Below are 19268 nucleotides of genomic sequence, written 5' to 3'. Positions count from 1 at the left end.
TATCGGCGCCAAAATCCTGGGAGCGCTTCGCGCTCCAGCGGGAGCAAGCTCCCTCGCCACCGTTTATGTATTGCTCAAGCGAGACCCAATAAAAAGCCCCGGCTGACCGAGGCTATTGAGGGTTCAAGCATCATTGGCCACCGGCCTCGACCGCGCCTTGTACCCCGGCAGCGCTGCGGCGTACGCCAGTGCCTGCTCACGGGAGCCAAAGGATGCCAGGCGGTCGGCCTTGGTACAGACCCGCCACGGGCCGCTGTTGACCTGCACGATGTCATAGCCGTTGAGATGCAGCTTGTTCAGCATGGGCGTGCTCATAGTCACCTCTCTCTCCAGAGATAATCCAGGTGTTTGCCCGGTCTACCATACACCCGGGTAAAGCGGTGTAACCTACCGGGCGTCGCACAGGCGTGCACTTCAAGCTGCAAAATCTGCTCCTGCCCGGCAAAGGCCACGGCCCCGCTCTGTTACTTCACCTTGCTGCTGAGGTTGTCGACACTGCGCTTGAGGTCTTCAAGGCTGCGCTTCTGATCACTGACGGTGCTTTTGAGGCTGGACAGTTCGCTGGAGCTGAAGTTTGAGCTGGAACTTGAATTGCGCTTGAGGTCTTCAATCTCGCTCTTGAGCTTATCGATGGTGCTTTTCTGATCGGATACGGTGCGCTTGAGCTCGGACAGCTGGCCGTCACTGGAGCTGGAACTTGAGCCGGTGTTTTTCTTCAGGTCTTCAAGGGCGCGTGCCTGGCCTTCCAGCTTGCTTTCCAGGCTTTGCATTTCGCTGTCATTGCGCTTGAGCGCGTCGCGCATGGCCTGAATGTCGCCTACCGAAATGTTCGACGAATGCAGGAAATATTCGCCACCGGCGCCCCAACTGCTCGCGGTGATTTTGTCACCGTCCGACGCACCAAAATCCCCCCACCGAGCGGGACTCGCCGCCTGAACTGACGGTGCCATTGCACCTATCAACAACGAAGCGACAACAGCGAACGAAGCTTTACCCATGATAGACATCAGTTGATTCCTTTCTGACTGCCGAGATGGCACATCGCTATGACTGCGTTTTTGAACACTTGTTCCCGTGAAGAGTTGCGACGGCGTATACGAAAAAGCCCCGGCAAATGCCGGGGCTGGGAAATCTAACAGGCCGATCTATCGGCGATGGATAGAGGCTTCCTGGGAGCTCATCCCGGCGCAACTGGGCTGATCGGGGTTATCCCGGCAACTGTCCTGGTAGCTGAAATACTGGCAGCCAGTACACAACACGGCGACTGCGATCACGATGATTAATTTCATGGTTGCTACTCCCTTTCAAATACGCGACCGACCTTGGCCGCGCTTGAAATACTGTGAGGTCTTGCTTGCCCGATCAGCGTATAGGCGCTCTTGGCTTGTATAGGCAGCGTAGTTCATTTTCACTTAGGCTTAAGGCCTTTAAATCAGCCTGCGTACGCGGTTACGCCGCCCAGAAAGGCACAGCAGAATCATCGTCCAACGGATCTTGCCCAAGAAGGGACTCTTATGAACAAATTCCAGCCTATTTTGCTTGAGTGTCCCAACCAGCCGGAGGTGCTTGCGCTCATTGAAGCGCTGGATGCGTACCAGATACCGCTTTATCCGCAAGGAACCCATCATGGCATCAACCTCGATGCCCTCTGCGCGCCGAACGTCCTGTTTGCCGTCGGTCGAACTGAAGGCGCAGAAGCGATCGTGTGCGGGGCACTGGCGCTAAATCCGGGATATGGAGAGCTGAAGCGGATGTTCACCAAGCCGGCCTTTCGCGGCCAGGGATTGGCGCGAGTGCTACTGACTTTTTTAGAAGCTGAGGCACAGAAGCGAGGCTGTTCTCACTTCATGCTCGAAACCGGATACCGCCAACTTGAGGCCATTGCGTTTTACGAGCGCTGCGGGTATTCGCGTCGCAGTCGGTTTGGTGAGTACGAGGCTGATCCCAATAGCGTATTTCTGGAAAAGCTGCTCGATTGATGTTGTTTGCCAACCTGTAGCGCCGTCGTTTCACAGTCAGGCACCTATGTTCATCTCAGCTCCTAATGAAAACCTTTAAGCCCGCGCTCCCCATCGCGGGCTTTTCTTTGTCTGTCATTTACCCTCAGGTTGTCGCTAGATTCGCTGCGGCGGTGAACCCGTGCAAGCTCCCTGCTCCATGCAGAATATAAAGGGCGCCACCACTTCAACTTCGCCTTTACGCAGCATTGAGGGCGGGGGCGCAGGCACTGGCGATGCCGCCGGAATAAATGCCTCCACTGCCCCGACGAAAAGATCCGAGCCTGTGTGGCCGACGATTTTGTGGCGTATCAGGTTGCCTTTGGCGTCGACGACAAAGGCCACTCTGACCATGCCGGTCAGCCTTTGCAGGCGAGCGTCTTCAGGGTAGGACTTGAAGTGGTTGAGGTGAGTGAGCAACTGATATTCCCATAAGCGCTTCTCTACCATTTGCTCCTGGTGGTTGGGGCCGCTCGTGCAGGCACAAAGCAGTAAGACCAGTGCTATCCAGCTGTATTTCATAAACGCAGTTCCGTTGACGTTTGGTTTGCGACGTTAGGCTAATTATCCGGCGTTATGCTTGCTATCGCTTTGCGATCAGAGCGGGTAGCTCGTCGAGCGATTTTATAGTGTCTTGCGCGGGAGCAAGGCCTGCTGGCCACTGATGAAACCCTTGAAACCATACAGCGTACATCCCGGCGGCTTTTGCCCCTTGGTAGTCGTTTAGAGGGTGATCACCGACAAACCAGCAGTGCTCGGGAAGAACGCCTAACCGTGCAGCTGCCTCATGGAAGATTTCCCGTGCAGGTTTGGCTGTCCCGAACGCTTGCGAGCTGACAACGGTACCAACCGACTGAGCGAAGGGCAACGCAGCGATGGTTTTCCTTCGCGAGTGCTCGGCGCCATTGGAAACAATCCCGACTTTGATGTGTCTGTGCTCCAGCGCCTGAATCAACGCTGCAGCGCCCGGCATTGGCACGGCTGCGGCCGGAAAATGGCTGACCCAGTGCTCGACTAGGACCTCAGCCGGCTGCGGCACTCGCCACGGCAGTTGGTTGGCAAGGGTGTGGCCTACAGCTTCGCGGATCGAAGAGAATGCGGACTGCGGGGAAAGATAGCCGCCGCTGTCTTCCCGCAAAATCAGGTGCGTGATGTCGTCCAGCGTCGCGGGCCTGATGTGCTCGCCGAACTCAGCCAGGAACCGTTCGGCGTAGCGCCGGATACTCAAGGCGCGATGCGTCAGTGTGTTATCCAGGTCGAACAGAATGGCGCGCGGGTACACGAATGTTCCTCGTGGAAAACCAAATCTGCCTGTCAGGCGGTGGCACTGACGAGTGAACCGGTACCACTTCCACCTTCAGAAGTCAGCGCCTGCAACAAAGCCGAGGAAGCAGACTGCAACGCTGCTGCCGTTGCGGCAATCTGCGTCTGGGCTGCTGCCACGGCGGCCGCCTTGGCGTCTGCGCTTTGATTGCTGGCCTGTGCCTTTTGCATGTTTTGCTGCTGCTCTTGAAGTTGCTTTTGCAACTCTGCAATTTGCTTTTTCAGCTCCTTGACGGTGTCGGACTCCTGCGACGTCGATGCGGCCTGGCCGGCCCCTGCGCCGGAAGCACTTTTGGCATCGGTGGTCGGGCCGGAGCCTGAGGTGCCGGAAGCTTGCGTCTTGGAGCCATCACTCACACTGGCGGAGCTTGGACTGGTGGATACTGAAGCGAGACTGCTGACGTTAGTGATCATGTCAAATATCCAATTCCGGTATAGATCTTAATTGATCGGCGCTTCAGCCGATTACTTTAACGCGTTATCGACCTTACTGAACTTGGTTACAACGACGGACCGATTCAGCGCCAAGGCCTCGAAAAGACGTTGACCAGGCTTCCATCAGGATCACGCAGCAATACCGAAGTGTTGCCCCATGGCATGACCGTCACCGGCATCACCACGTCTGCACGACCGATACGCAGCAGGGCAGCCTCGACATCCTCCACTTGAAACTCCAGGATCGCCGAACGGTTGCTGGCGGCCACTGCCAAGCCATCGTTATGAAGGCGGATCAGGCGCTCATCGACTATGGCCAGGACCACGCCGTCGAGGTGAATTTCAGCGAACCCGTCAGCCAGATGCCTTGGCTCGACGGTCGTGAGGTTTTGATAGAACTGAACGAGCCGTTCAACGTGGTTGGTAACGAGACGAACAGACGAGAATTTCATTATTTGACCTGGCGGGAGTGAGAGAGCTCACCTTAGTTCAAGCCTGTGTCAGTTCCTGACAGGAGTGTTTCGCCAGAGCGCTCCCACTTTACGAAAAAACCGGTTCTGCCCGGGCGCGAAGTCCTGCGGCAATCATCAGGATAATGGCCGGGACGATCACCACGCTGGCCGACAGCATCGCCCCCTTGAACCCCGCCACATCCAGCGCACCGCCACCGATAATCACACCCAGCCCGATCGCGCTGTTGAGCACAGCTGTGTGGATGGCGGTCGCAGGCACCATGTGATCACCGGCGATCCTCAAGACCCAGGTCTGCAGACCGGTAAACAAAGCGGAAATGGCCACGCCCCAGACCACCAGCAGGATAACCACGGGCACGAGACCGAGTGGCGGGCCATAAATACCCAAGGTCACCAACGCCAATGCCATCGCAACCAACGCCAGCAAAATGAACGCTTTCAAGTAGCGATCAATCAACAGCGCACTCAAGAGGTTGCCCAGGAAACCCGAGGCCCCGAAGGCAAACAGCAACACCGCAATCATGTACGAGGTAATTCCAGGCACCTGGCCAATAAACGGCTCGACAAAGGTGTAGGCGCCAAAATGCGCGGCCGCCGTCAGGCCCGTGATGACGTAGGTGATCAAGAGGTCCTTGCGCCGCAGCACCACCGCAAACCCCAGACCTTTGGCCAGCGAGGGAATATGCAGGGAAGGCAGCACCAGGGCGATCGCACCGGCGCTGGCGACACACATCACGGCGAGGCACACAAAAGCCGTGCGCCAACCATCGTATTGGCCCACCAGATTAATCAGCGGTACGCCCATGACCGTGGCGATCGTGATGCCGCCCAGCACAATCGAGGTGGCCAGTCCCACGCGGTGCGACGGCACGATATGCGCGGCGGTGGCTGCCACGATGGCCCAGAACACGCCATGGGCCAATGCGCCGACGGCGCGGGCACCGAGCAGAGAGGAAAATTCAGGGGATAACGCTGCCAGGCCGTTTGATAAGGCCAGTATCAACATCAACGCAATCAGCAGCGCCTTGCGGGGAACCCGGCGGTTCAACCAGTTGGATAGCAAGCCGCTGACCGCCCCGATCCAGGCGTATAGCGTTACGGTCAGCCCGACGGTAGACGGGGCTTGATCCAGGTCGGCGGATATTTGCGACAGCAAACCAATGGGGGCGAACTCGGAAGTCACCATGGTAAAGGAGGCGATGCACAGCACACTGACTGCACACCATACCCGCAAGGCTGAATTGATCACCGGCAATGTCCGTCCCTGTTCATGGCTGAGTCGTCGTGACTCCACCTCGCGCGTCGCTCACTGAGACCGGCTAGTTATCGGGATTCCAAACGACGGCCTGTGCCACGACAACGTATTCGCCGTTAAAAGTTGCCGCTGGCGAACCATAAAGCTGGTAGCCCAGAGCAAGGGCCTCAGAGACGCGGTGACAGAAGGAGGCATCGTCCTTGCCTGTCAGAATCCGATAGGTGGGTAAGCCTTCAGGAGGAGAATGCTGCATGGGGGCACCTGCTGGAACAATTGAAGAAAACCACTGGGCAATCTATATCAGTCGATGATCACATCGCGACCCTCGGCCTTTAAACGGGCGAGGTTGTCCTTCATCTGCTGCAACCGCTCAGGCGGATGTCCTTGCCACTTCGTCACCTCAGCCACCACCCGCAACGGATCGCCGGAGCGATAGGACAGCGTGGGGTTGCCGGGAAACTTCTTATCCGTCACGTTGGGATCATCCATGATTGGCCCCGTTGGCTCCACGACATAAATCCGTTCCCGCTCACTGCCAAGCGCCAGCTCAGCGCCCCAGATGGCGGCATCCAGGGTGCCCGCGAAGTAGACCCACGACAGTGGTTTACCTTGCGTGAAATTGGAGGGGTAGCCGACGCGGATCAGATCGCCCGGTTCCAGATCGGCCCGGGTGCCGTGAAAGAACTGACGGGTAAACATGCCAGCGGTGTTTGACATGGGCTCGCTGCTCCGAGGATGAATTACAAAATCACTAAGGGTTGCACGGAACCCAGTGGCGGTGAACTGGCCCGGCGCTTGATCGCCAGGCCAGAGGGCTGAGTTAAAGCAGTACAGTGGAAAGCATACCCAAGGCTCCCAGGACGAACCCGATGAGTGCACCACGCCCTGGTGCCTCATGGAACAGCGACCAGACCACCACGGGTTCAAGCAGCAGCAAAGAGGTGACTGAGACCACGGTGACGATCCAGATATCACCGACAGCCATGTACCCCAGCCAATACGCACCCAGCAGGCAAAGCCCGGCAAAACACATGATCACAACGGGAATGACGAACCCTTCCCAGGAGCTAGTCCCTGTCTGGGCAAGCTTGGCGGTTACCACCTCACTGTAGATTGCACAAAACTCACCGAGCACCATCAACCCTAGAGCAGAAACTCCGAGTAGTTCTTTGGACATATCAAAAACTCCTTCGTATTCAACGCAATATTTTTCAGCTCCCAGCGAGCGATGCCGCTGTCCAGGAGTGTGTTGCAGTGATACGAAGCAGCCTTGAACAGGCCTGAATTACCGAAGTGCTTTTCCATGCTCATGTCCTTCAAAGGGTGTGAGTCTCTCAGCGCCCGGATGAGGGCACTCGTGGCGATCATACGTTCCGTTAGACACTGCGAACAACCCGGGCACCATAAGCAAGGGTATAGGGTTCTCAAAGACACCAAAGGAAGATCAATTACGCAGCTCTCTACTTTGTAGCCAGGTACTTATGGCCTCAACGAGCTCTGCCTTGCACTCCACTGGAAGCCAATGCCCGCCAGGCACGCTCGTCACGCTGAGATCTGCGCAGGCCGCACGCATGGGGCCGCCCAACCGATTGCCCGTGATGGTATTCATCTGGTCGTAATCGCCGTTCACAAACAGCACGGGCAATGACAGGCGTCCGCCGTTGGGCGCTCGTTGGGCGTAATCGATGTTGGCATCGTCGTTCAGATACCAAGCGCAGGGCGCGCCAAAACCATGCTCTTCGAACGTCCGCACCAGCACAGCGAAGTCCGCCTCTGGCCAAAGTGCGGGGTCTGGTTGGGTGGGTGGGGCTCGGTGCGCTTCGCCAAACCGCCCGCCTTTTCTGGTCACTTCGGCATTGGATGCAACCTTGCCGATGCTCGCGGGGTCGCCTGGCCGATAAATCGACGCCAGCGAGGCGGCTTTGTCCGCATCAAGATCCGCCACGGCGGACGCAAAGTGCGTGTTGTAGTAGCGGTAATAGTCCCATTGACCGTCTGGATACTGGTCCGCCGGGTAGATCCCTCGATCAACCAGCGGGACCAGCGTCGCCAGCGCATTCGTGGAGGGGAAGTACGGGACCGAAATCAGCACAACGCCGCGGCTGCGCTGAGGTTCATGCGCGACCAATTCACCCGCCACAACGCTGCCCCAATCATGGCCTACCCAGATTGCGGGCATTCCACCGAGGTGGTCATGAAGTTCTGCCATGTCTGCCACGATGTTTTCAATCGTGTACGCATTGAGGGCGGCTGGCGCAGAAGAGCCACCATAGCCGCGCATGTCGGGTGCGACGCAATGCCAGCCTTGGGCAGCGAACGCGTCCATCTGCGCACGCCAGATCAGACTGAGCTCAGGCCAACCGTGCAGGAACACCATCAATGGGCCATCGGCAGGCCCCTGCTCTACATAATGCGTCGTATGACGGGGCGTGCTGAAAACGCGTGAACTGAGCTTGGAAGTGGACATAGGGTCTCCTCATGCTAGGCCGGCCGCAACCAGACCCAACACGGCATATCTTGTTACAACCATTCGCCCGCGGGCACTGCCCTTGGAGAACTTGAAACTCTCACTCTAGTCCTAATGCCAGGCGTGCTTAAACCGTGAGCGCCTGCTGACAACCCATAGAGGTTCAAAAAATGAAAATGACACTACCCGCCCTGGTTCTGGGTGCCCTCATTTCGCAAGGCGCAATGGCCGCCGGAGATGGCACCGCCGCTCTTGGAGGCGGCGTTGGTGGTGCACTTGGCAATATCGTAGGTCAACAGCTCGGCGGCTCAACGGGCGCGGCGGTAGGCGCAGGCGTAGGGGGTGCTGCTGGCAGTGCTGTCGGCGCTCAAAGAGGCAACAGAGCGGAAGCCGCGTTAGGTGGCGGTATCGGATCGGCTGGCGGGTCACTTGTTGGTAATCGCCTCGGCGGCGCCACTGGCTCGACGATCGGTGCAGGTCTCGGCGGCGCCGCGGGTGGCGCGCTGGGAAACAACCTGGCGGACGATGAGAGCAATCATCGATCTGATGGCAAGAAGCACAATGGCAAAAACAAGCATAAACACAAGAACAAACATCGTTAGTTTCTGACGCTATTACCTCGAAGCCCGGCCCAGCGCCGGGCTTCTTATTTCTGGCGCCAAAAACGAAAAAGCCCAGCAATCGCGCTGGGCTTAGATATGGAAACCGGGTAAAAAATATGAGCCTTGCTACTTAACCCTTGCAAAGCTTCTGTGGCGACTCCGTGCCACCAAGTTTTTTCGGCCATGCAATCGGCAGGTTAGGAACAGAGATAAGCTCGACGACGCCAAACATGCACATAATCGCCGCATTTCCATCCGCGTTGGGTGCGCTGCTGAGTCCGACCAGAATCTCGTAGTCTTTCCCGGGCTCCAGCTTGAATACTTTCGCCTGGCCAGGGCACACAGCGTAAGTGCTGCCGTAGCTGCCGGCCGACGCACCTAATGTCGCAACCTGAAAGGGTGCATCTGTTTTAACGCGGTACTCAGCCACAATCTCCGTGTACAAGCCTTCGGCCATCCGAACGGCTCCGATGTACTGCTGAAGCTTGGGTGAAACCCTTCCCGGCATTCCAAGACTGGCCGGCTTAAGTGGGTACTGAGGGTAGTTGATGCTCGGCTGTCCGTCCTCAGAGAAGCGACCCGCTTCAGCCATTTTGTGGCGAGTATTCGGGGCACAGCTGCCAGTTACGCTGTCGCCAAACACATTAGAGTTGGTGATCACACGAACTCGGGCCGTATTGTCGGCCTGAGGTGGGTCGACATAGGGAACAGAGGGGATCCCGCCACAACCAGCAAGGGCGACGGACGAAACAAACAGGAGCAACCAGGTATTACGCATCTACTACATCCTTGTGTTTACCTAAGATCCATCGTGTGCGAACCAGACTAAAAAAGCCTGACTGGGCATCCGCCAACTCAGTGAGCTGCGAATCAACATGTGAAATTGCGGAGCGGAAACAAAAAGGACCTGCCTGATAAATCATGCAAGTCCTTGAATATGATGGTGCCCGAAGCCGGAATCGAACCGGCACGCCCTTACGAGCGGGGGATTTTAAGTCCCATGCGTCTACCAGTTTCGCCATTCGGGCGGTAGCGCTATACAGCGAGCCAAGCAGCTTCAAAAGCCCTTGAGCGTTGCAGCAGGCTAGGGAATATATAGATCCAGCCCCCTCGATGCAAGGTCGGGCGCGGGCTTTTTCAAACAAACAAGCGGCTCCCCGGCAAACAAAAAAGCTCGCCAGATCAGTGATCTACAGATTTCAGCCGCAGTGTTGAGCAATAGCAGCGCCGGCCGCTTCGGCCCCCACCGCGCGCGTCCCCAGGCGCATCAGGAAAAATAAGTCATGACCGCAATGACCACTGAAACCCAAACCAGGGTCATCAAAAACGACAGCGCAGCCAATGTTTTACCCATTTGCCTACTCGCCCCGATGAAAATCGCTTCAGTGAATCAACTCTTTTGCCTTCTCCAGGCACTCGGTGGCGCTGTCCGTGCCTCGGCCGCCTTGGCTGAAGCGGCGTTGCCATCGTCAGCGCGATTGCCGGTGATGACAAACAACACATCGACACCGACCTTGGCAACCGCCGCCAGGTAATCTGCCCGTGGAAAACGCACGCCGTTTTCATAACGCCCCTGGGCATTGGTCTCAACGCCTCCGACCTTGCCCAGCGCCGCTTGAGAATAGCCAAGCCTGACACGCTCTGCCTTTAACCTCGCCCCAATGCTCATAAACAACCTCCTTTGTGGGATCGTGGATACGATACTGCGCACAAAAGGTTAGTTCCTTGACCGAACTGAGCCGCTATTTATTGCCTGATCCTAGAAAACCATCACCCCTTGTTATCCGGCACCTGCGGCGCCGGGGAGCATCTGATACGCTTTTTTCTTGTGCATCTGACCCTGTATCGAAACCCGTCCTGCCCTGACAATACACCCACTCCCGACACGCCCGTGGAGCCCGACAGGAACCGTCCTGCCGGCCCGTTCATTTCGGAGGCCTTATGGCTAAGATGGCATTTTTCCTGTTCGGTTTTCTTGCGCTGACCATCGCGATTGGTCTGCTTGCCACCATCTCACCGGTCTAGTATCCACCCCGCCGCCTGCGCTCAGAGGTCGTTTCAGCCGGCAAAAAACATCGGATACAACGACACCACCAACAACCCCGCCATCGACCAGTTGAACAGCCGCAACCAGCGCGGCTCGCGCAACACATTGCGCAAGCCGCTGCCACAGCCGGCCCATACACAAACGCTGGGCAGGTTCACCAAGGCAAACACCGCAGCAATCAACAGCACATTGGTGACATAACCGTCGGCAGGCGTGTAGGTGGTTATCGCGCCCAGCGCCATGACCCAGGCCTTGGGGTTGACCCACTGGAATGCCGCCGCGCCGAGAAAAGTCATGGGTTTGCGCTTGTCATCGGTGTCATCGGACATCGCGCTGGAGGTTGCAATCTTCCACGCCAGGTACAGCAAATACGCCGCCCCCACATAGCGCAATACGGTGTAGGCCCACGGCAACGCCTTGAATACCTCACCCAGCCCCAAGCCCACGGCGATCACCAACACCATGAAGCCAATGCTGATCCCCAGTGCATGGGGAATCGAGCGAATAAAACCGAAGTTCACCCCGGACGCCAGCAACATGGTGTTATTGGGACCTGGGGTGATTGAGGACACAAAGGCGAACAGCGCAAAGGCTGACAACAGGCTTGAAGACATAAGCATGGCGCGACATCCGAACGAGTACTGTGGCCGTGACAGTAGAACGTTGCGCCAGCCTGCGCCCCGTACAGCTACGGGTAGATAGAGGCATACACTTCGTCAGCCCCCCCAACAACCGCCTTCGAACCAAACTGCCATTGGTTTGCCTTCATTGATCGGTATACTTGCGCCCTCCTCTGCACCCTGTGCTGAACACATCCTGAAAGGACACTCGATGAGCAACTACCTCGACCGCGCGCTGACGGGCCTGCGGACCCTGGGCATCAATCTTCTGCAGCCGGTTCCAGACGCACCGGTACTGGTATTGCTGGACCGCGTTGCCCAGTACGACACCGCCAAAGTCACTGCTATCGCTGCCGTGCTGCAACAGTCGACCACCTTCAACAGCGTGGTTCGCGAACAGATTGCCGGCATGGATATCTCCACACGTTTCATGGACATCACCCAGAGCTTCACCTCGATTCGCGAAGACGCCGCCGCCATGGCCGGCTGGATGGATGACGGGCGCCTGGATACGCTGGAGAAGCTCAAGCTGAGCTGGATGAACCTGCGTCGTGGCTCGATCCCCAGCCGCTTCAGCGAGATCCGTGAAAACTACCTGCAGGTGTGCAAGTCGGCCAATGACCAGATCTCCCGGGAAACGGTGATTCTGGAAGCCTACCTGGACTTCCGCATGGCCATGAAGGCGGCCGAGGTCGATGCCCAACAAGTGCTCGCCCTGGCCGGCCAGGTCCTGGAGCAGCGTACCCAGGCCTTGAACGAGGCCAACGCCCAAGTCACGGCTGCCGAAGCCCTGGCGCCGGCCGAGCGCGCGGCCCTGGAGTTGCGTCGCGATGAAGCCGTACGCGCGCTGCAGGACGAAGACAAGCGCTACCAGATCGTCAAGGACATCGCCGATGACCTCAAGGTCGGCTACAACACGGCCGAAATGGTCTTCGCCCGGATCAACCAGGTGCATGTGATCAAGGAGCGCCAATACCAGCGCATGGTCTCGTTCTTCTCCACCAACGAAGTGGTGTTAACCGGCCTCGCGGTGTCGTTCACCAGTAACAGTGGCCTGGCCGAAGCCACCAACACGCTGAATGCCACCACCGACGGCATCAGCAAGGGCCTTGAAGCCCTGGGCAGCACCGGCAACACCCAATTGGAAGCGGCGGTCAAGGCCAGCTATGGCTCCACCATCAAGGTCGACTCGGTGCGCGCCCTGGCCGAAGCCACCCTGAGCTTCCAGACTGACATGCACGGCCTGACGGAAACCTACCGCGCTGAATCCAGCAACGCGTCCCGTGACATCGCCGAAGCCGTCGAAGAGGCCAAACGCAAGTTCGCCGCATTGCTGACAAAGGCCGCTTGATGAGCGACATTCTTCTCTCCGAGCAACTCGGCGCGATGGCGCGGGTGGATCAACTGCGCCACCAGCAGATGGCGGTTGAAAAGGACTTGAGCCTGCCCCAACGCCGTGCCGAAGTGGCGGCGCGCATCCGCGAGTATTACCAGAACAACGGCATTCAATTTACCGAAGCGCAGATCGACCAGGGCGTGCGCGAATTCTTTTCCAAACGCCTGGTGTTCGAGGCCCCGGAACTGAGTGCGCGTGACCGTTTCTGGAGCAACGTACTGCTCAGGCGGCATCGCGGCATACTCGTCATCCAGCTCATCGCGGTCACGTTGCTGGTGGTGCAATGCAGCCGGGTGATGGTCGCCAGACACGAAATCCTAGAAGCTCAAAGAGCGGCCATCGCCGTCGAGACGAACGCGGCACAAAAACAATCAGACATCGCCCACCTGAAGGCTCGCCTGAGCGCCGTGCAACAGGACCCGGCCTACATTGAGGGCGGCGACCTGTTCAGTGCCCTGCCCCGCCTGAATACCAAGGCCGAACATGCCCTGGCCATGGTCGATACCTCCGGGGTCGATTACGCCAGTGAGCAGATCGGCGTGCTGGAGGCGTTTTTGGCCAAGGTCAAGGCAGTCCAGCCGATGACCGATCAGCTCAACGAGTTGACTCGCAAGGTCGCCGACATTCACTTGCCCGCCGCCGACAGTAAAGCGACGCGGGGCATGCAGGCCGAATTGGTCATGATCAAAGACCTCATCGGGAAATTCGAAATCGAAAAAGCCGGCGGCCAACTCAGGGCCCTGCGTGCCAACATCGAACTGATCCCCAAGGAGGTGACCATTCGGGTTGTCGACCGGCCCGGCACGCCGTCCGGTGTCGAGCGCTGCTACGACAAGGCGCTGTGTAATTCCAATCCTGGTTCGACCCAGGGCAAGAGCTGGTATTTGGTTGTCGAAGCCGTCGACCTGTCGGACAGGCCGGTGCTGCTGCCCACCGTCAGCAGTGAGACCGGCACCGGCGCCTGGGCCAGCCAGTTCGCTGTGCGGGTACCGCAGGCCGAATACCTGAAGGTCAAGGCCGACAAACTCGACGACGGCCACCTGACCCACCGTGTCGTCGGCCGCAAGCCGGCCGGCAGGATGGAAGTCACCTACTTGAGCCAACGGACCACCGACCCGCTCGAAACGATATTGGAGTGGTGAAGACATGACGCCTGACACCCTGATCGGCATCACCGAACGTAACTCCCGCAACGCCGAATTGATGATGCGCACGGCCGAGCAACACCTGTCTGAACTGCTCGGCGAGCAACTGGCGCTGGAGCAGGACATTACCCAGCGCCTGGGTAAAATCGCGGCCCTGCACCTGGACCAGGGCAACACGCAGAACGAGCAAGTCGCCGCCGCCCTGAACCTGCGCCAACAGTCCCAGGACCTGCTCCACCAGCAACTGTGCGACGCTGAGCAGGCCGTGGCCCAGGCGCTGGCGGGCAAGGAAAAACTGCAAGCGCGAGCCGATACCCTCGACCAGCAAGCCCGGCAATCCCTGGAACAAAACCCTGACTACGCCCGCCAGGTCGAGCAACTGGACCTGGCCCAGGCCGCCCACCGAGAACACGTCAGCGGTTATGAAGACCTGCGCCAGGAGTGCGCACTGAAGCGTCCGACCTTTGATACCAACCTGGTCTACGTCTACCTGCGCGGACACGCCTTCGGCACCGACCAATACCGGCGCAACCGCCTGAACCGCTGGATGGACAACTGGCTGGCGACCAAGGTGAACTACCTCGTCAACCGCAAGAACGAGCTGAGCCTGATCGCCCTTGGTGAGCGAAACGAGGCCTTGCAGGCCGAGCGCATCGCCCTAATCAGCACCTTGAGCGCAAGTGTCGATACGCAACTCGTTCAGGCACGTGACCAGCACGGACAGGCCTCAATACAACCCGAGCTCGATACCCTTCAACGCGTGGTCGACAACGCCAAGCGCCAGGCCAATGCCATCCAGGAAAAACTCGGCAGCTACTCACGCAACGAAGACCCGCAGTACCAGCGCGCTCGGCAGTTGCTCACTAACCAGTTGAAAACCCAGAGCATTGGCGAATTGATCGACCTGGCCAGCCACACCCCGGGCGACGCCGACGACCTGATCGTCGAGCAGCTGCAAACCCTGAACCTGCGCTTGAAAGCGGTGGTACAGCAGTTGGCGGAGACCCAGGAAGAAGCCGTGGTGCACCAGAGCAGCTACCAGCGTGCCAAAGACCTGGAGCGCAAAGTTCGCAACGATGCCTTTACCGGCCGCGATGTTTACTTTGACCTGTCGACTGACTTCGAGCGTCTGGTAGAGAGCTACATGACCCAGGGCGCAACCCTTGGCCAGGTTGTGGATGTGCTAAGCCGGGGCCTTAAAATCGTGCGCCGCAGCCAGGTAGCGGCAGGGGCGACGCGAGGCTATGTCAGCGCATCAATCAGCCCTGTCGTCCTAGGCGTCGCCACCGTCGAAAGCAGCAATAACAACACAGCCAGCTTTTCGACGTCAGGCAGTACAGGCGGCGGCAGCTTCAGGACGACCGACAGCTTCTAGCCTGGCGCGAAGCAAATCCGGGACTTCCTCGTTGCTAGCTGTCAGACAACGAGGAAGTGATCTGCGCAATCGCATCCTGATCCAGCCCGTCCAGCGTGCGGTAGTGGTTGATGATCAACGTCTCCTTATCACTCAGGGTGGCCTGGTTGATAACCGCCCTCTCCCCCGTCAACACGTAAAGCACGTCCACGCCTTTATGCCGGAGGGCAATCAGGTAATCGGTCTTGGGCGCCCGCGCGCCACTTTCGTAGTGCACCTGAGCATTCGCACCCACACCGCCAATCGCACCAAACTCCTGTTGGGAGAGCCCCAGGATCTTGCGTTCTTCTTTCAGGCGGATGCCGAGTTTATCGTCCATGGTGGGTACCTCAATAAACGTGTTTAACACCCACCATACGCTTATGTGCCGGAGCGGGGTCCATTCATTCGGAAGGGTTACCAGCAGACAATATTCATCAGGGTTCACGTGACGTCAGCGGCGAGCCGACTTACCTTGGCCACCCGCCCCTCTTGCTGGTGCAGAACGTGCTAAAGACCGCCACCCTTGCCGCCGGGTTTATCTGCCTGTCGATGCTGCCCGCTGCCCAGGCGAGTGATGGGTTCTACGTCAACCCGCAGTCCACCGCCGCACAGTGGGTCCAGCAGCACCCCGATACGCCTGCCACTGCAAGGATCCGCTCAACCATTGCCGAGGTGCCCAGTGCCCTGTGGCTGACCGGCACCAGCCAGGCTGCGGGCACGCTCCCGACTCGAGTCAATCGTTACGTATCGGCCGCTGCCGGCGCGGATAGAACGCCGATCCTGGTGGCCTACAACTTGCCCCATCGCGACTGCAGCGGCGGCGCGTCTGCAGGGGGTGCGCCGAATGCGACAGCGTACCGGGCCTGGATAGACCAACTGATCAACGGTATTGGAGACAAGCCTGCGGTGGTTATTCTGGAACCGGATGCACTGGCCGATATGCAGTGCCTGGACAAGGACAAACGCTCCGAGCGGCTGGAGCTGTTAAATTACGCCATGTCGGGGCTCAAGCAGCGCGCACACCATGCGGATGTTTATCTGGACGCCGGCAATCCAGGCTGGAAATCCCCAGGCGCCATGGCCGAGGCGTTGAATGCAGCCGGTGTGAAACAGGCCCGCGGGTTTGCCCTGAATATTGCCAACTTCTACACCCTCGCCCAGGTGCGCAGCTACGGTGAAGCGATCAATGCCAGGCTGTTAAGCGAATACACCTATACAAAAGCCATCGCGGTAGACACCAGCCGCAACGGCAATGGCGCAACGCCTGGTGACTGGTGCAACCCCAGGGGTCGCAAGATCGGTATGACACCGCAAGTGCTGTCGCCACAGTTGGTTGCCCTATGGATCAAGCTTCCGGGCAACTCGGACGGGGCGTCTTCGACCAAAACCGATTGTCACGGCGGCCCGGCGGCAGGCACGTTCAGCCCCGAACTGGCGTTGCGCCTGATTGATGGGAACTAAGAGCGCCCCTTGCATCGCGCTGCTCCATTGCCCAGGATGGCCCTCTTGAGCTCAACACCGGCAAGGAAGCATCACGTTACCGAGGCCGAACGAACATGACGCTCCCTGAAAATAACCCGTTGAAGACAGAGGAGTATCAGCGCCAGGCGAATCTCTGGTACTGGCTTCCCCTTGGTTTATTGGTGGTTTTTTTAACGATGACTTCGATCATTTTCCTGGGGGCAAACCCACCAGAATGGATGTTTGTCGCCCTCAACGTTGGCTGGGCCATCGTTGCGTTAACGCTGCTGATGCGGCTATCGGGTGTGTACTGCGCCAAGTGAGGCAGCACGGCGCGTCGCCCTCCTGGTACTTCGTCTCGAATAGATGCTCGTCTTAAAAACCCATCAATGTGCGAGAAACAACGTGAAACAACTCACATTTATGGCGTTCCGCTGTTGAAGGTCAAAAATCGACCAAATATATTTCGCTGCACCCGAGCGCTCACCTCTATACGGATATTGTTCTGCGCTTGCTCGGGCCCCCGGATCTGCGCAGGCAATAAAACATTGAGGTTTGCCATGCGCCTTTCCAGACTCGCACCCGCCGCCGCCCTGTTCAGCCTGTTCACCCTCACCGCCCAAGCCGCCGACCTGTCAGCCCTCACGGGCGCCCTGTCATCTGCCCTGGGTGGCGCCAGCAACAGCAACAACACCGTCAACGCCAATAACGCCAACTGCCAACAACAGATCCGCGATCTGCAGACAAATATCAACGCGGCCAATGCCAAGGGCGATACCTTGCGCGCGACCGCGTTCCAGGCGGCGCTGACACAAACCAACAAAAGCTGCAGCAACAGCACCTACAACGCTCAGGCGCAGGTGGACACCAATCCCCAACGCCAGCAAAACGTGAACAAGGCTGCGGATGCGATCAACGCGATTGGCGGGCTCTTCAAGTAAGTCGGGATACCCAGTAAAAGGCCCGCGATCGCGGGCTTTTTTCTACCGCCGCACTTTGCAAAAGACGATAAAAAACCCGTAGACGTTAATCTGCGGGGTTATTTAGCGTGCGGGACATAATCAGATAAATCCGTCCCCTTGACCTTGCTTCCCCTGTTTAAAATCTTCTCGGCTTTTTAAGGGCCAGCAAGGCAAATCGCTTTAACTTGCGGGACGTTTCCTAGAGAATCTTTCGGCCTTGTGCCCGCTGGAATCGCTGGCTAGTCTTCGCTCCGTCGCTGCATATCAGCGACCGGGTGTGGAAACCTGGAAATCAGTGGGCGCCAAGCGCCAGCACCATAATCGTTGTCGGCGTTTTTTTCGTCAGCGTTCTATGGCGGCTGTACGTGGGCAGACTTCGGTCTGGCCGGGTCCTACTGTCCGGTTTTCCACCCTGCGTATAGCTGCCACCCTCTGTCGTGTGGAAACGACATTAGGTGGCTCCCCCCTCAGTAGGAGCTTATGCATGGACAAGATCGTTCCAGACCCACCTCGTACCACCCGGGACCGCGAAGCTTTTGATCGCGCCTTGAGTCACTACCTCCAACCCGACCCCGTCTCCCACCCAATATTTACCGTTCACCAAGACGTCAGCTTTGAAGACGCAATCGCTCAAATCTCTGAATTGCTGCGCTGTGCAGCCGCAACGGCTGAAGGTGCTGTGCAGGGATCAACAGGAGAAAACCGGGGCATGGCGTGTTCCACCGTTCACCTGATAGACATGGCTAGAACGTTGGCAGATCAGGCGTTGGATTGTTTAAAACCGCGCTAAAACAAAAAGCATGGGGGCTGAACTAACCGAAATAAATCAGTCCCCTTTACCCGGAATCCTGATCGCCGAGCGCCTCGGCATGACGGTTGCGAATGCCCATGATCTGGCAGCGAGCGCTAGTGAATCGGCGGCACCGGTACATCCAGAGGTTTTTCGGGGGAGTTTAGGAAAGAGTTCCAAGCCTCGAACGCATCGTGATGGCGTAGAGTCGCGGCGTCCCAATCGGCCCCCGCTACTTCCTTTGCGCAAACCATCATCATCATTTTGCTGGTGGCTGCGTCGAGTTCGATTAAGAGCTGGTGAGATTTGAACCTGAAGTCATCTAATCCGCTCATACATTCGCCTTGCGACAGGTCTAGCCGGAAATTCCGTGTTGTACCCGTCTAACTGAGGACAAAGCGTTGATGCCAAACGTTCCGTAGCGTAGACGAGCTACCGCTTCGCTTGATGTGAGCCCGCTCTGGGAAGCCTCTCGGGCTTCGATGTGGTGATTGACCGAGTAGCACTCGGGGCTTTTAGCCTTGCCAAATCAAGGCCCCTCGCCAGAGCCTCCGTCATGGTTTCGCCGGGCGCCTGAAGTACGGCGGGCACTGCGTCTACTGCTGGGTGCTGCTGGGTGAAAAGTGGCACGTGAAAAGCCTCAACCTCTAACCCAACAAAATAGAAAAGTGTTGGTACGCCTACCCAAAGGTTTTGGTACGCGTACCTTTTCCAGCGCCCAATAAAAAACCCCGTAGACGTTAATCTACGGGGTTTCTAAGAGTGGAGGCCGAGGTCGGAATCGAACCGGCGTAGGCGGATTTGCAATCCGCTGCATAACCATTTTGCTACTCGGCCTCAAACGATCAATGCCTTACAACCGACATTCACCGCATACAAACTTGAGTGGGCTATGTGAA

The 19268-nt window shown here is 58.0% G+C and carries 24 protein-coding genes, 2 tRNA genes and 1 pseudogene; 9 read left to right on the top strand and 18 right to left on the bottom strand.

What is annotated here, in order from left to right:
- Positions 1 to 123 precede the first annotated feature (123 nt).
- From D109_RS0115035 to D109_RS1000000134620, 3 genes are all read right to left on the bottom strand, one after another.
- Complete coding sequence (locus D109_RS0115035) at positions 124 to 315, bottom strand: hypothetical protein (protein ID WP_023658809.1); 192 nt, start codon at positions 313 to 315, stop codon at positions 124 to 126.
- Between the two features lie 149 nt (positions 316 to 464).
- Positions 465 to 1007, bottom strand: coding sequence for a hypothetical protein (locus D109_RS0115030; protein WP_017477637.1), 543 nt, complete (start codon positions 1005 to 1007; stop codon positions 465 to 467).
- Between the two features lie 138 nt (positions 1008 to 1145).
- Positions 1146 to 1289, bottom strand: coding sequence for a hypothetical protein (locus D109_RS1000000134620; RefSeq protein WP_177325519.1), 144 nt, complete (start codon positions 1287 to 1289; stop codon positions 1146 to 1148).
- A 225-nt stretch (positions 1290 to 1514) separates the two neighbouring features.
- On the opposite strand from D109_RS1000000134620, the gene D109_RS0115025 reads away from it, so the two are divergent.
- Entirely contained in the window at positions 1515 to 1979 is a 465-nt protein-coding gene (locus tag D109_RS0115025; protein ID WP_017477636.1) for a GNAT family N-acetyltransferase, read from the top strand.
- Positions 1980 to 2114: 135 nt separating this feature from the next.
- On the opposite strand, the gene D109_RS0115020 is transcribed toward D109_RS0115025, so the two are convergent.
- The 9 genes from D109_RS0115020 to D109_RS0114980 all read right to left on the bottom strand — a co-directional run bounded on the left by D109_RS0115020 (position 2115) and on the right by D109_RS0114980 (position 7950).
- The gene (locus D109_RS0115020; RefSeq protein ID WP_017477635.1) at positions 2115 to 2519 is read right to left on the bottom strand and encodes a TonB family protein; all 405 of its coding nucleotides are present in this window, start codon (positions 2517 to 2519) and stop codon (positions 2115 to 2117) included.
- A gap of 61 nt (positions 2520 to 2580) precedes the next feature.
- Positions 2581 to 3279 (bottom strand): HAD family hydrolase, encoded by a 699-nt coding sequence (locus D109_RS0115015; protein ID WP_017477634.1) that lies wholly within the window; start codon positions 3277 to 3279, stop codon positions 2581 to 2583.
- A gap of 32 nt (positions 3280 to 3311) precedes the next feature.
- Positions 3312 to 3734 (bottom strand): hypothetical protein, encoded by a 423-nt coding sequence (locus D109_RS0115010; RefSeq protein WP_017477633.1) that lies wholly within the window; start codon positions 3732 to 3734, stop codon positions 3312 to 3314.
- 104 nt (positions 3735 to 3838) lie between these two features.
- Positions 3839 to 4207 (bottom strand): VOC family protein, encoded by a 369-nt coding sequence (locus D109_RS0115005; RefSeq protein WP_026077987.1) that lies wholly within the window; start codon positions 4205 to 4207, stop codon positions 3839 to 3841.
- Positions 4208 to 4295: 88 nt separating this feature from the next.
- Positions 4296 to 5477 carry an MFS transporter gene (locus tag D109_RS0115000; protein WP_026077986.1) on the bottom strand — a complete coding sequence of 394 codons (1182 nt, stop codon included), beginning with the start codon at positions 5475 to 5477 and terminating at the stop codon, positions 4296 to 4298.
- Between the two features lie 70 nt (positions 5478 to 5547).
- Positions 5548 to 5736 carry a DUF1737 domain-containing protein gene (locus tag D109_RS1000000132880; RefSeq protein WP_081253153.1) on the bottom strand — a complete coding sequence of 63 codons (189 nt, stop codon included), beginning with the start codon at positions 5734 to 5736 and terminating at the stop codon, positions 5548 to 5550.
- A 47-nt stretch (positions 5737 to 5783) separates the two neighbouring features.
- Positions 5784 to 6200: an NAD(+)--rifampin ADP-ribosyltransferase gene (gene arr, locus D109_RS0114995; protein WP_017477629.1), complete on the bottom strand. Its 417-nt coding sequence runs from the start codon at positions 6198 to 6200 to the stop codon at positions 5784 to 5786.
- Between the two features lie 103 nt (positions 6201 to 6303).
- On the bottom strand, positions 6304 to 6621 hold the full coding sequence (locus D109_RS0114990; RefSeq protein ID WP_017477628.1) for a hypothetical protein: 318 nt from the start codon (positions 6619 to 6621) through the stop codon (positions 6304 to 6306).
- Positions 6622 to 6927: 306 nt separating this feature from the next.
- Positions 6928 to 7950 carry an alpha/beta hydrolase gene (locus tag D109_RS0114980; protein ID WP_017477626.1) on the bottom strand — a complete coding sequence of 341 codons (1023 nt, stop codon included), beginning with the start codon at positions 7948 to 7950 and terminating at the stop codon, positions 6928 to 6930.
- A 170-nt stretch (positions 7951 to 8120) separates the two neighbouring features.
- Here D109_RS0114980 and D109_RS1000000132875 point away from each other — a divergent pair, with 170 nt between their 5' ends.
- Positions 8121 to 8552 (top strand): hypothetical protein, encoded by a 432-nt coding sequence (locus D109_RS1000000132875; protein WP_081585350.1) that lies wholly within the window; start codon positions 8121 to 8123, stop codon positions 8550 to 8552.
- A 130-nt stretch (positions 8553 to 8682) separates the two neighbouring features.
- On the opposite strand, the gene D109_RS0114965 is transcribed toward D109_RS1000000132875, so the two are convergent.
- The 4 genes and pseudogenes from D109_RS0114965 to D109_RS0114945 all read right to left on the bottom strand — a co-directional run bounded on the left by D109_RS0114965 (position 8683) and on the right by D109_RS0114945 (position 11219).
- Positions 8683 to 9330: a hypothetical protein gene (locus D109_RS0114965; RefSeq protein ID WP_017477623.1), complete on the bottom strand. Its 648-nt coding sequence runs from the start codon at positions 9328 to 9330 to the stop codon at positions 8683 to 8685.
- Between the two features lie 163 nt (positions 9331 to 9493).
- Positions 9494 to 9580 (bottom strand) — tRNA-Leu (locus D109_RS0114960).
- A gap of 446 nt (positions 9581 to 10026) precedes the next feature.
- A pseudogene (locus D109_RS01000000131950) lies at positions 10027 to 10221 on the bottom strand (helix-turn-helix domain-containing protein); the annotation flags it as partial.
- Between the two features lie 389 nt (positions 10222 to 10610).
- Positions 10611 to 11219, bottom strand: a complete 609-nt coding sequence (locus D109_RS0114945) for a LysE family translocator (protein ID WP_017477621.1) — start codon at positions 11217 to 11219, stop codon at positions 10611 to 10613.
- A 211-nt stretch (positions 11220 to 11430) separates the two neighbouring features.
- On the opposite strand from D109_RS0114945, the gene D109_RS0114940 reads away from it, so the two are divergent.
- From D109_RS0114940 to D109_RS0114930, 3 genes are read left to right on the top strand one after another with little or no spacing between them, the layout of a single operon-like run.
- The gene (locus tag D109_RS0114940) at positions 11431 to 12570 is read left to right on the top strand and encodes a hypothetical protein (protein WP_017477620.1); all 1140 of its coding nucleotides are present in this window, start codon (positions 11431 to 11433) and stop codon (positions 12568 to 12570) included.
- Positions 12570 to 13757, top strand: coding sequence for a DUF6384 family protein (locus D109_RS0114935; RefSeq protein WP_017477619.1), 1188 nt, complete (start codon positions 12570 to 12572; stop codon positions 13755 to 13757). Before D109_RS0114940 ends, D109_RS0114935 begins: the two co-directional genes overlap by 1 nt.
- 4 nt (positions 13758 to 13761) lie before the next feature.
- Positions 13762 to 15135, top strand: coding sequence for a hypothetical protein (locus tag D109_RS0114930; RefSeq protein WP_017477618.1), 1374 nt, complete (start codon positions 13762 to 13764; stop codon positions 15133 to 15135).
- 34 nt (positions 15136 to 15169) lie between these two features.
- Here D109_RS0114930 and D109_RS0114925 read toward each other — a convergent pair whose 3' ends face one another.
- Positions 15170 to 15493, bottom strand: a complete 324-nt coding sequence (locus D109_RS0114925; RefSeq protein ID WP_017477617.1) for a helix-turn-helix domain-containing protein — start codon at positions 15491 to 15493, stop codon at positions 15170 to 15172.
- 167 nt (positions 15494 to 15660) lie between these two features.
- Between D109_RS0114925 and D109_RS0114920 the strand changes: the two genes are divergently transcribed.
- From D109_RS0114920 to D109_RS0114900, 4 genes are all read left to right on the top strand, one after another.
- Complete coding sequence (locus tag D109_RS0114920; protein WP_026077985.1) at positions 15661 to 16617, top strand: glycoside hydrolase family 6 protein; 957 nt, start codon at positions 15661 to 15663, stop codon at positions 16615 to 16617.
- A gap of 95 nt (positions 16618 to 16712) precedes the next feature.
- On the top strand, positions 16713 to 16940 hold the full coding sequence (locus D109_RS0114915) for a hypothetical protein (RefSeq protein ID WP_017477615.1): 228 nt from the start codon (positions 16713 to 16715) through the stop codon (positions 16938 to 16940).
- Positions 16941 to 17177: 237 nt separating this feature from the next.
- Complete coding sequence (locus D109_RS0114905; RefSeq protein WP_017477613.1) at positions 17178 to 17558, top strand: DUF1090 family protein; 381 nt, start codon at positions 17178 to 17180, stop codon at positions 17556 to 17558.
- A gap of 505 nt (positions 17559 to 18063) precedes the next feature.
- Complete coding sequence (locus D109_RS0114900) at positions 18064 to 18369, top strand: DUF6124 family protein (protein ID WP_017477612.1); 306 nt, start codon at positions 18064 to 18066, stop codon at positions 18367 to 18369.
- Between the two features lie 763 nt (positions 18370 to 19132).
- On the opposite strand, the gene D109_RS0114890 is transcribed toward D109_RS0114900, so the two are convergent.
- Positions 19133 to 19206, bottom strand: a tRNA-Cys gene (locus D109_RS0114890).
- Between the last annotated feature and the right edge of the window lie 62 nt (positions 19207 to 19268).

Source organism: Pseudomonas sp. PAMC 26793, assembly GCF_000313235.1.
In the GTDB taxonomy this organism is placed as follows: Bacteria; Pseudomonadota; Gammaproteobacteria; order Pseudomonadales; family Pseudomonadaceae; genus Aquipseudomonas; species Aquipseudomonas yamanorum.
Note: the sequence above shows the minus strand (reverse complement) of the source record. Positions and strands in the feature narration are given on the sequence as shown.

Excerpts from the sequence above, each read along its gene's own strand:
- D109_RS0115035 (WP_023658809.1), bottom strand. The coding sequence starts at position 315 with ATGAGCACGCCCATGCTGAACAAGCTGCATCTCAACGGCTATGACATC.
- D109_RS0115030 (WP_017477637.1), bottom strand. The coding sequence starts at position 1,007 with ATGTCTATCATGGGTAAAGCTTCGTTCGCTGTTGTCGCTTCGTTGTTG.
- D109_RS1000000134620 (WP_177325519.1), bottom strand. The coding sequence starts at position 1,289 with ATGAAATTAATCATCGTGATCGCAGTCGCCGTGTTGTGTACTGGCTGC.
- D109_RS0115025 (WP_017477636.1), top strand. The coding sequence starts at position 1,515 with ATGAACAAATTCCAGCCTATTTTGCTTGAGTGTCCCAACCAGCCGGAG.
- D109_RS0115020 (WP_017477635.1), bottom strand. The coding sequence starts at position 2,519 with ATGAAATACAGCTGGATAGCACTGGTCTTACTGCTTTGTGCCTGCACG.
- D109_RS0115010 (WP_017477633.1), bottom strand. The coding sequence starts at position 3,734 with ATGATCACTAACGTCAGCAGTCTCGCTTCAGTATCCACCAGTCCAAGC.
- D109_RS0115005 (WP_026077987.1), bottom strand. The coding sequence starts at position 4,207 with ATGAAATTCTCGTCTGTTCGTCTCGTTACCAACCACGTTGAACGGCTC.
- D109_RS1000000132880 (WP_081253153.1), bottom strand. The coding sequence starts at position 5,736 with ATGCAGCATTCTCCTCCTGAAGGCTTACCCACCTATCGGATTCTGACA.
- arr (WP_017477629.1), bottom strand. The coding sequence starts at position 6,200 with ATGTCAAACACCGCTGGCATGTTTACCCGTCAGTTCTTTCACGGCACC.
- D109_RS0114990 (WP_017477628.1), bottom strand. The coding sequence starts at position 6,621 with ATGGTGCTCGGTGAGTTTTGTGCAATCTACAGTGAGGTGGTAACCGCC.
- D109_RS0114980 (WP_017477626.1), bottom strand. The coding sequence starts at position 7,950 with ATGTCCACTTCCAAGCTCAGTTCACGCGTTTTCAGCACGCCCCGTCAT.
- D109_RS1000000132875 (WP_081585350.1), top strand. The coding sequence starts at position 8,121 with ATGAAAATGACACTACCCGCCCTGGTTCTGGGTGCCCTCATTTCGCAA.
- D109_RS0114965 (WP_017477623.1), bottom strand. The coding sequence starts at position 9,330 with ATGCGTAATACCTGGTTGCTCCTGTTTGTTTCGTCCGTCGCCCTTGCT.
- D109_RS0114945 (WP_017477621.1), bottom strand. The coding sequence starts at position 11,219 with ATGCTTATGTCTTCAAGCCTGTTGTCAGCCTTTGCGCTGTTCGCCTTT.
- D109_RS0114940 (WP_017477620.1), top strand. The coding sequence starts at position 11,431 with ATGAGCAACTACCTCGACCGCGCGCTGACGGGCCTGCGGACCCTGGGC.
- D109_RS0114935 (WP_017477619.1), top strand. The coding sequence starts at position 12,570 with ATGAGCGACATTCTTCTCTCCGAGCAACTCGGCGCGATGGCGCGGGTG.
- D109_RS0114930 (WP_017477618.1), top strand. The coding sequence starts at position 13,762 with ATGACGCCTGACACCCTGATCGGCATCACCGAACGTAACTCCCGCAAC.
- D109_RS0114925 (WP_017477617.1), bottom strand. The coding sequence starts at position 15,493 with ATGGACGATAAACTCGGCATCCGCCTGAAAGAAGAACGCAAGATCCTG.
- D109_RS0114915 (WP_017477615.1), top strand. The coding sequence starts at position 16,713 with ATGACGCTCCCTGAAAATAACCCGTTGAAGACAGAGGAGTATCAGCGC.
- D109_RS0114905 (WP_017477613.1), top strand. The coding sequence starts at position 17,178 with ATGCGCCTTTCCAGACTCGCACCCGCCGCCGCCCTGTTCAGCCTGTTC.
- D109_RS0114900 (WP_017477612.1), top strand. The coding sequence starts at position 18,064 with ATGGACAAGATCGTTCCAGACCCACCTCGTACCACCCGGGACCGCGAA.